This is a genomic window from Lentzea sp. NBRC 105346 (assembly GCF_030269605.1).
In the GTDB taxonomy this organism is placed as follows: Bacteria; Actinomycetota; Actinomycetes; order Mycobacteriales; family Pseudonocardiaceae; genus Lentzea.
The window spans coordinates 169757-178926 of sequence record NZ_BSTQ01000022.1 but is presented as its reverse complement, the minus strand read 5'-3'; the positions used below and the strand labels follow the sequence as shown (position 1 = coordinate 178926).

The 9170-nt window shown below is 70.1% G+C and carries 9 protein-coding genes; 4 read left to right on the top strand and 5 right to left on the bottom strand.

From position 1 onward, the window contains the following. Positions 1-157: 157 nt before the first annotated feature. The 3 genes from QSK35_RS37405 to QSK35_RS37395 are packed head-to-tail and all read right to left on the bottom strand — an operon-like array spanning position 158 to position 2342. On the bottom strand, positions 158-1030 hold the full coding sequence (locus QSK35_RS37405) for a universal stress protein (protein WP_285752456.1): 873 nt from the start codon (positions 1028-1030) through the stop codon (positions 158-160). Further along, positions 1027-1593 carry a CBS domain-containing protein gene (locus tag QSK35_RS37400; RefSeq protein WP_285752455.1) on the bottom strand — a complete coding sequence of 189 codons (567 nt, stop codon included), beginning with the start codon at positions 1591-1593 and terminating at the stop codon, positions 1027-1029. The genes QSK35_RS37405 and QSK35_RS37400 overlap by 4 nt, the downstream gene beginning before the upstream one ends. A 26-nt stretch (positions 1594-1619) precedes the next feature. Further along, on the bottom strand, positions 1620-2342 hold the full coding sequence (locus QSK35_RS37395; RefSeq protein ID WP_285752454.1) for a hypothetical protein: 723 nt from the start codon (positions 2340-2342) through the stop codon (positions 1620-1622). A 112-nt stretch (positions 2343-2454) separates the two neighbouring features. Between QSK35_RS37395 and QSK35_RS37390 the strand changes: the two genes are divergently transcribed. Continuing rightward, positions 2455-2703 carry an SHOCT domain-containing protein gene (locus QSK35_RS37390; RefSeq protein ID WP_352244187.1) on the top strand — a complete coding sequence of 83 codons (249 nt, stop codon included), beginning with the start codon at positions 2455-2457 and terminating at the stop codon, positions 2701-2703. A 78-nt stretch (positions 2704-2781) separates the two neighbouring features. Next, the gene (locus tag QSK35_RS37385; RefSeq protein WP_285752453.1) at positions 2782-3438 is read left to right on the top strand and encodes a response regulator; all 657 of its coding nucleotides are present in this window, start codon (positions 2782-2784) and stop codon (positions 3436-3438) included. Here the strand turns inward: QSK35_RS37385 and QSK35_RS37380 are convergent, their stop codons facing one another. Then, positions 3439-5118 carry a GAF domain-containing sensor histidine kinase gene (locus tag QSK35_RS37380; RefSeq protein ID WP_285752452.1) on the bottom strand — a complete coding sequence of 560 codons (1680 nt, stop codon included), beginning with the start codon at positions 5116-5118 and terminating at the stop codon, positions 3439-3441. A 144-nt stretch (positions 5119-5262) separates the two neighbouring features. Between QSK35_RS37380 and QSK35_RS37375 the strand changes: the two genes are divergently transcribed. Further along, the gene (locus tag QSK35_RS37375) at positions 5263-6261 is read left to right on the top strand and encodes an Acg family FMN-binding oxidoreductase (protein WP_285752451.1); all 999 of its coding nucleotides are present in this window, start codon (positions 5263-5265) and stop codon (positions 6259-6261) included. On the opposite strand, the gene QSK35_RS37370 is transcribed toward QSK35_RS37375, so the two are convergent. Continuing rightward, positions 6233-8518, bottom strand: coding sequence for a phosphoketolase family protein (locus QSK35_RS37370; protein WP_285752450.1), 2286 nt, complete (start codon positions 8516-8518; stop codon positions 6233-6235). The genes QSK35_RS37375 and QSK35_RS37370 overlap by 29 nt on opposite strands. 152 nt (positions 8519-8670) lie before the next feature. Between QSK35_RS37370 and QSK35_RS37365 the strand changes: the two genes are divergently transcribed. Further along, positions 8671-9087 (top strand): DUF3592 domain-containing protein, encoded by a 417-nt coding sequence (locus QSK35_RS37365; RefSeq protein WP_285752449.1) that lies wholly within the window; start codon positions 8671-8673, stop codon positions 9085-9087. Positions 9088-9170 lie beyond the last annotated feature (83 nt).

Here is a 9170-nt window from a genome sequence, read left to right as displayed (position 1 = left end):
CCCGCCCCCCGACACCCCGTCATCCGCAAACAACGCAGGCCCAGCAAACCCAAGACAGCAAACAACAAACGGGCCGCCGCTCACGCGACGGCCCGCTAGGGAACTCACCCCTGGTTAAAACACCAGCGCTGGGAAAGCTCCCCCCATAGCAATTCCCTCAGGCACGCACGATCGCCAGCGGGCAGGGCGAGTGGTAGACCAGCGCCTGGCTGGTGGAGCCGAGCAGCATGCCGGCGAAACCGCCGCGCCCGTGACTCCCGACGACCAGCAGCAGCGCCTCGGCGGCATACCGCATCAACGCCCGCACCGGCCGGTCCCGCAGCACGATCCGGTGCACGGTGACGTCGGGGTACTTCTCCTGCCACCCGGCCAGCCGCTGCGCCAGCAGCCGCCGCTCGTCCTCCTCGACCTGCGCCCAGTCCAGCGCGAGCCGCGACACGTTGTACTGGCTGTCCACCATGAAGTCCTGCCACGACATGATCGCCGTCAGGTCGGCACCACGCATGGACGCGGCCTCGAAGGCGAACGCGACGGCGGCCTCACTGGTCGGCGAACCGTCCACCCCGACGACGACGGGACCGTCCGGCACGGGCGTTCCCCGATACACGACGAGCGGGCACTTCCCGTGCGACGCCAGCGCCAGCGCGGTCGAGCCCACGATCAGCCCGGTGACGTTGCCCAGCCCCTGCGACCCGATCACCATCAGCCGCGCCGACCGCGACTCCTCGACCAGCAGGCCGACCGCGCCGGAGAACACCACGGATGTGGTGATCTCGATATCCGGGGCGGCGGCTCGGGCGGCCGCACGAGCCTCGGCGAGCCAGGCGTGGGCCTGTGCCTCGATCGCGTGCCGGATCTCGTTGCCGGCCATCACGATCTCCGGGTATCCCCTGGTGGGCAACAGGTATCCGTGCACCAGGCGCAGCGGCGCGTGGTGGCGGGCGCATTCGTCGGCGGCCCACTTGACCGCGGCGAGTGCCGACGACGAGCCGTCGACACCGACCACGACCGGGGCGGCGGGTCCCTTCATCGCTTTCCTCCTGTCAGCACGCGAACCCGCATCACGCCCGGCACGGACTCGGCGAGCGCGGTCAGCACGCGGGTGGTCTCGTCGTCGGTGAAGTCCGTGCCGATGGCGACCTCACCGTCGAGAACGGTGACCGTCCACTTGCGACCGCCGCCGTACACGTCGAGCATCCGCTGCACGTCCGAGGCGACCGCCGTGTCGGTCCGGGCGATGGCGCGGACCAGGTCCCGCCGGGTCACCACGCCGACCACACGGGAACCGTCCACGATCGGCAGGCACCGCACGCGGTCGTCGATCATCACGCGGGCGATCATGTCGGCGGGCGTGGCGGAGTCCATCGCCTCGACCGGTGACGTCATGACGTCCGCGACGGTACCGGCGTTCTCCTCGAAGTACTTGCCGCGCAACAGATCCGCCTCGGTCACGATGCCGATCAGGCGCCGCTCGTCGTCGACCACGGGCAGCGAGGTGAACCCGTGCGACACGAGCAACGCGGCCGCACCCCGCACTGGAACGGCCGGTGTCACCGTGATCACCGGGCTGGTCATGATGTCGCGAGCACGCATGGCGCATCTCCCTTCCACGATCAACGCTAGGAACGCGCCTCGTCGGCCGAAGCGGTCGTAGGTCCCGCCGCTGTCGGGACTTTTTCGGCGAGGTCCTTCGCACCGACGGACACCAGGGCCTGCGGGAAGCCGGCCAGGTCGTGCCGCTCGATCAGCCCGGCCCGCCACTCCGCGCGGTGCATCAGGTGGATCACCGGACGCACCGCCACTCCGGCGGAACGGCCGGCCAGCAGGGCGGCCTGCAACGCGGCCCCGCCCCGCACGTGGTCCGAACGCCGGTCGTCGACGGTCAGCACGACGAGCGTGTCCGCGTCGAGCGGGTGCAGTTCGGTACCCGCCCAGCGGTTGGCCACCACCAGCCGCCGCGCGTCGCCGCCGCCGGTGGCGTCCGGCGACCGGATCGCGCGGTGGCAGTCGAGTTCCGCCGGAGTCGGCCGCTCACGCACGTCCGCGCGTACGACCGCCAGCAGATCGGGGTTCGCGTGGTCGTGCGGGAACACGACTTTCGCGTGCCACCCGGCGACCCGGATGGCGAGCACGATGTGTTCCAGCGCGGCGCCACACGACAGCAGCCGGTCCAGGCCCAGCGGGTCGTGCCCGGAAAAGATTCCCTTCGGCCTCTGCGGGACCTCGTAGAGGTAGACCGACCGGCCGTGCAGCTCCAGCACCCACGGCTTCGCCGCACTGTGGACGGGCGCGTTCCGCGCGGCCTCAACGATTTCCGCCGCCTCCGCGGCACTCCAACGCATATATCGACCATTCCGCCGCGCATACCGGCCCGAACAGGGCGGACAGGCTCGCCCGGTACGGGCCCTTCGACTCTGCGCGGCACCCCGCACGGCGTTCCAGCCTGGAGCCGGAGTGAACAAGGAGGTTGCGATGCACTGGTACTACGGAACCCCGATGGGCTGGGGTGGTTTCGCGATGATGGGCCTGACCATGCTGCTGTTCTGGGGTGGCCTGGCCGCCTTGATCGTCGTGCTGCTGCGCCGGCCCGCGGGCATCGGGCACGACGACTCCGCGACTCGTATCCTCGAGGAACGGCTGGCCAGGGGCGAGATCGACACCGAGGAGTTCGAACGGGTTCGCAAGTCCCTCCGGGCCCGGTGAGCAGAGTCTTTCGTCCCTGTGGCGAATCGGCGCGGTGAGAGATCGTCGAACCGAACCGAACGTGGAGAGGTGGTTGTGGTGGTTTCGCGTGTCTTCCTGGTCGACGACCACGAGGTGGTCCGCGTCGGCATCAGGGAACTGCTCAGCGCCTCCGAGGACCTCGAAGTCGTCGGCGAGGCCGGCTCGGTCACCGAGGCGCTCACCCTGATCCCGGCCATGAACCCGGACGTGGCGGTGCTCGACGTGCGGCTGCCGGACGGCAACGGCATCGAGCTCTGCCGTGAGCTGCGCAGCCGGATGCCCGAGCTGAAGTGCCTCATGCTGACGTCGTTCACCGACGACGAGGCGCTGTTCAACGCCATCATGGCCGGCGCGTCCGGGTTCGTGCTCAAACGCATCGTCGGCTCCGACCTCACCACCGCGGTCAAGACCATCGCCGCGGGACAGTCCCTTTTGGACGCCCGGTCGACTTCGGCGCTGCTCAACCGGATCCGCCGGGAGCGCGAGCAGGGCGACCCCGTGCGCATGCTCACCGACCAGGAGCGTACCGTGCTCGACCTGATCGGCGAGGGCCTGACGAACAAGCAGATCGCGGACAAGATGTTCCTCGCGGAGAAGACCGTGAAGAACTACGTCTCGCACCTGCTCGCGAAGCTCGGGCTCGAGCGCCGCACGCAGGCCGCCGTACTGGCGTCCAAACTGAACAAACCCCAGCCCTTCACCGAGGAGGGGTAGTCAGTCGAGCGGCACCTGCCACGTCACGCGGGTGCCGCCGCCCGGTTCGCCCTCGACGGTCATCGTCCCGCCGAACGCCGAAGCGCGTTCGGACAGGTTGCGCAGACCGCTGCGCGCGACCTGCTTCGGCATGCCGAGCCCGTTGTCCACCATCGAGATCACCAGCGCGTCGCCCGCCTCCACGGTGAGCGTCAACTCCGAGGCGTGCGCGTGCCGCAACGCGTTGCTCACCGTCTCGCGCACGACCGCCTCGGCCTGCTCACCGATGTGGTCGGGAACGAGGTTGTCGATCGTGCCGCTCATCCGCACCGTGGGCGTCAACGGCGCGCCCTCGGTCAATTCCGCGACGATGTCCAGCAGCCTGCGCCGCAGCCCGGTGTCGTCGTCGGCGGCCTGCAGGTCGAAGATCGACGTCCGGATCTCCAGCACGGTCTCGTCCAGCTGGTTCACCGCCTTCGACACCCGTTTGCGCACTTCGGGGTGGGTGGCCCACGTCAACGCGCCCTGCAGGCTCATCCCGGTGGCGAACAGCCGCTGGATCACGTGGTCGTGCAGGTCGCGGGCGATCCGGTCGCGGTCCTCCAGCACGTCCACGAGCCGCCGCGCCCGCTGGTTCTCCGCGAACTGCAGCGCGACCACCGCCTGGTCGGCCAGCGACGCCAGCAACGGCATCAGGTCCGGCCCGAACGGCACGGCTCCCTTCTCCCGTACCGCGACCAGCAGTCCGGTGACCGCCGAGCCGACCCGCAGCGGCACTATCACCGCGGCGCCGGGCTCGATCGACTCGCTGCCGAACACGCCGTCCACATCCTCGACCAGAGCGGGTGCGCCCGACTCCAGCACCTCGCCGAGCACGGTTCCGGCCGGGTCGAACACGCCCTCGATGACGTGCTGGCCGGCCTCCGCCGCGGGGCGCAGGCGGCCGTCGGGCGAGTCGGCCAGCAGCACCACCACGCAACAGCCGGACGCCAGCTCCACCGACCGCTGCGCTATCAGCCGCAGGGCGTCCTCGGCCGAGCCGCCGCCCAGCAGCTGGGAGTTGATCTCCGCAGTGGCCTCCAGCCACCGTTCGCGCATCTTCGACCGCTCGAACAGCCGGGCGTTCTCGATCGCCACACCCGCCGCGGCGGCCAGGGCTTCCAGCACCACCTCGTCGTCGGCCGTGAAGTCCTCGCCGTTGGTCTTCTCGGTCATGTAGAGGTTGCCGAACACCTCGTTGCGCACCCGCACCGGCACCCCGAGGAAGCTGTGCATCGGCGGGTGGTTCGGCGGAAAGCCGACGGACGCGGCGTGCTCCGCGAGATCGTGCACCCGGATCGCCCGCGGATCCTTGATCAACAGGCCCAGCAGCCCCTTGCCCTCGGGCAGATGCCCCATGCTGGCGCGCGTCTCGGCGTCGATGCCGACATAGACGAACTGCGACAGGTTGTCCCGCTGCCCCAGCACACCCAGCGCCCCGTAGCGGGCACCCACGAGGTCCACCGCCGCTTGGACGATGCGCTGCAGTGTGGAGTCCAGTTCGAGGCCGGCCCCCACCGCCAGGACCGCGTCCAGCAGGCCCTGCATCTTGTCCCGCGTCGAACCTATCTCGGCGAGTCGCTCACGCATCTCGTCGAGCAGGTCGTCGAGTCGCAGGCCACCCAGGAGGGTGCGCTGGGGACTCTCTGCTGAACCGGCCACGGATCAAGCTTTCCACGGGTTGGTTGCATCGCCAAGCAGTCCCGGTCAGGTCGGGACCTTCGGCGGTGGGACCGCTTGTGGCTCACCCGGACAGTGGTAGGGGACAGCGACTGACCAGGCTTTACGCAATGGGGTGAACGAGTGATGACCGAGCTGACCGCGGCACTGGGCCTCCGGCCGGAGCAAGTGGAGGCCGTGCTCACGGCCGCGGCACTCGCGCCGTCCGTGCACAACACCCAGCCTTGGCGATTCCGGGTCCTCCCGGACCGCATCGAGCTGTACGCCGACCTCGAGCGCAAGCTCGCCGCCACCGACCCGGAGGCCCGTGAGCTGCGCCTGTCCTGCGGCGCCGCCCTGTTCAACCTGCGCATGGCGCTGCAGGGATTCGGCGTGCGCCCGCTCGTGACCCTCGTTCCGGGCGCGGAGGCTCCGGGCGCGCTCGCGATCGTCCGCCGCGGCGGCACGCTCGTCCCCGACGAGGAGATGCGGGCCCTGCTGCAGGCCGTGCCCGCGCGCCGGACCAACCGCCGCCCGTTCCACGAGGCACGCGTCGAGGTGCGGCAGCGCAGGGCACTGGTGCGCGCGGCCGAACGTGAACGCTCCTGGCTGCACGTCGTCGCCACGCGTGAAGAGCGCGCGCGGGTCAAGGAGCTCGTCCAGCGAGCCCACCGCATCCAGCTCGACGACACGGGTGTGCTGGCCGAGCTGGCGGCGTTCACCGGACACCGCCCGGACGCCACCGACGGCATTCCGCCCGCCTCCGCCGGGGTGCGCCCCGAACCGCAGGACGAGTGGACGTTCCGCGACTTCCAGGCCTCCGACCGCCTGCCCGGCAAGGACTACGAGTCCGACCCGCTCGTCGTGGTGCTGTGCTCGTTCTACGACAGCGACCTCGGTGAACTGCAGGCGGGCCAGGCGATGCAGCGCGTCCTGCTCACCGCGACCACGCACGGCCTGTCCGCGTCGTTCATGTCCCAGCCGGTCGAGGTGAAGTCCGTCCGCGACGAGCTGCGCCGTGCGCTGGGCGGCATGCTGGTGCCGCAGACCGTGCTGCGCATCGGGTTCAGCACGCCGGTGCCCGCGACGCCCCGGCGTGCTGTCTCCGACCTGCTGATCACGCCGAACCATCACGTGGACGCGTGAACCGCCACTCCCGGATCTCCGGCAGGTCCTCGCCGGTCCGCCGGATGTGCTCGTGGTGCACGGCGAGCCGGTCGAGCAGGTGCTGGCGCAGGTGCCCGAGCCGGTCGGCCAGCCGCGGCACCCGCCGCAGCGCCGCCAGCGCGAGGTGGAACCGGTCCAGCTCGTTGAGCACCACCATGTCGAACGGCGTCGTGGTCGTGCCGTTCTCGTGGAACCCGTGCACGTGCATCAGGTCGTGACCCGGTCGCCGATAGGTCAGGCGGTGGATCAGCCACGGGTAGCCGTGGTAGGCGAAGATCACCGGCGCGTGGCTCGTGAAGATGGCCTCGTAGGCATCGTCGTCGATGCCGTGCGGGTGGTGCTCGGGTGAGGCGAGCGTCGCGAGGTCCACCACGTTCACGACGCGCACCCGCAGGTCCGGCACGAGCGCGCACAGAACGTCCACCGCGGCCAGGGTCTCCTGAGTGGGCACATCGCCCGCGCACGCGAGCACGACGTCCGGTTCACCGTCCACATCGGAGCTCGCCCAGCTCCACACCCCGATGCCCTGGGCGCAGTGCGCCACGGCCTCGTCCGGCCCGAGGTACTGCAACGCGGGCTGCTTGCCCGCGACGATCACGTTCACCAGGCCGCGGGAGCGCAGGCAGTGGTCGGCGACGGCGAGCAGGCAGTTCGCGTCCGGCGGCAGGTAGACGCGGACGAACTCCGGCCGCTTGTTCAGGACGTGGTCGATGAACCCGGGATCCTGGTGCGAGGCACCGTTGTGGTCCTGCCGCCACACGTGCGAGGTCAGCAGGTAGTTGAGGCTCGGAATCGGTCTGCGCCAAGGGATTTCGGCCGCCGTGTGCAGCCACTTGGCGTGCTGGGCGACCATCGAGTCGACGATGTGCGCGAACGCCTCGTACGACGACAGCAGCCCGTGCCTGCCGGTCAGCAGGTAGCCCTCCAGCCAGCCCTGGCAGAGGTGCTCGGACAGGACCTCCAGCACGCGTCCCTCGGGGTCGAGGTGGTCGTCGGCCGGCGAGACGGGCAGCTGCCAGCGCCGCCCGGTCACCTCGAACACCGCGTCGAGGCGGTTGGAGGCGTGCTCGTCCGGTGAGAAGTACAAGAGGTTGTCGTCGTTGAGCCGCATGGCATCCCGCAGATATCCGCCCAGCACCCGCGTCGACTCGGCGATCACCGGACCGTCGATCAGGTGCCGTTCGAGCGCGGGCAGGCGAAGATCACGCTGGGTCAGGCCGTGCGCGTGCGGGCTGGCGCTCATCCGCCCGTCGCCGCGCGGATGTCCGTTGACCAGCGGAACACCGTTCCCGGTGAACAACTCCTCCGGCCGGTAGGACCGCATCCACTTCTCCAGGTCCGCCAGCCGTTCCGGATGCCGCCGCACGTCGGTGATCGGCACCTGGTGCGACCGCCAGCTCCCCTCCAGCTCGGGCGGTCCCGTCCAGCCCTTCGGCGTGCGCAGCAGGATCATCGGCCGCGGCCCGCCCTCGGCGATGAGGTCGAAGGCGTGGTCCAGTGCCGCCGCGTACTCGGTGTGCACGTCGATCGGGTCGCAGCCGCGGACCTCGATCGGCCGCCACCCGAACCCGCGCAGCAGCTGTGCCAGGTCCTCCTCGGGCAGGCGGGACAACAGGGTCGGGTTCGCGATCTTGTAACCGTTGAGGTGCAGGATCGGCAGCACCACGCCGTCGCGTCGCGGGTGCAGCATCGACGGCGCGTGCCAGCTGGTCGCCAGCGGACCGGTCTCGGCCTCGCCGTCGCCGATCACGCACGCCACGACCAGTCCCGGATTGTCCAGCGCGGCACCGGTCGCGTGCGCGAGCGAGTACCCCAGCTCCCCGCCCTCGTGGATGGATCCCGGCAGGTGCGCCGACGCGTGGCTGGGAATGCCGCCGGGGAACGAGAACTGCCGGAACAGCCTGCGCATCCCCTCGGCGTCGCGGGACACCTCCGGGTACAGCTCGGAGTAAGTGCCTTCCAGCCAGGCGGCGGCGTTCAGACCGGCGGCGCCATGTCCTGGTCCGGCGACGAACAACGCCCGCACGCCACGGGTGACTATCGCGCGGTTGAGGTGCGCGTAGGTGAGTGTCAGGCCAGGCACCGTCCCCCAGTGGCCGAGCAGCCGCGGCTTCACGTGAGCCGGCTCCAGTGGCTCGGTCAGCAACGGGTTGTCCAGCAAGTAGATCTGTCCGACGGAAAGGTAGTTCGCCGCTCGCCACCAGGCATCCACCTGTTTGAGCGTCACGGTGTTCATCGAAGTCCCGCCTCCCGGTTCCGACTCGTCCCTTCAACCGTCCTTTCCCGAGGGGGCCGTCACAGCGGCCGCGGGGCCCGGCCGGGTCGGGACTTTCGTCCCCCTGTCACATTCGGGACCGATGTGGCGATGTCGTGTGCGGAGGAGGCGTAGTGGCGAAGTCGGTGAAGTCGCGGACCGGCCGCATCGTGGCCGGGATCGTGCTGGTGGGAGCGATCGCGGGCCTGGTGTTCGTGCTCAAGTCGTCGGCCGAGCAGAAGTCCTGGGCCAGTTCGGACGGGATCGTCCAGGAGCGGCTGCGGTCGGGAAAGAGCTACTCGGTCAAGGTCGAGTACCCGCTGCCGGACGGCTCGAAGCAGGTCGCGACCCTGTCGGAGAACGGACCGGCCCGCCACCCGGGTGATCGCGTGACGGTCCGCTACGACCTGCGGAACGGCAAGGTCGTCGACGCCGCTCTGGCCGACAACGACCAGGCGCACTGGGTGGTCGGCGGCATGCTGGGCTTCGTGATCCTCGGCGGCGTCTTCGCGAACTTCATCGCGTGGGCGCCCAAGCCGACGACCGAGTAACCGGCGGCCACCTCGGATCCTCTGTGGACAGTCGTTGTCCGCGCTCCCACAACGGTTTGCGGCCGCACGACTAGCCCGTAAGC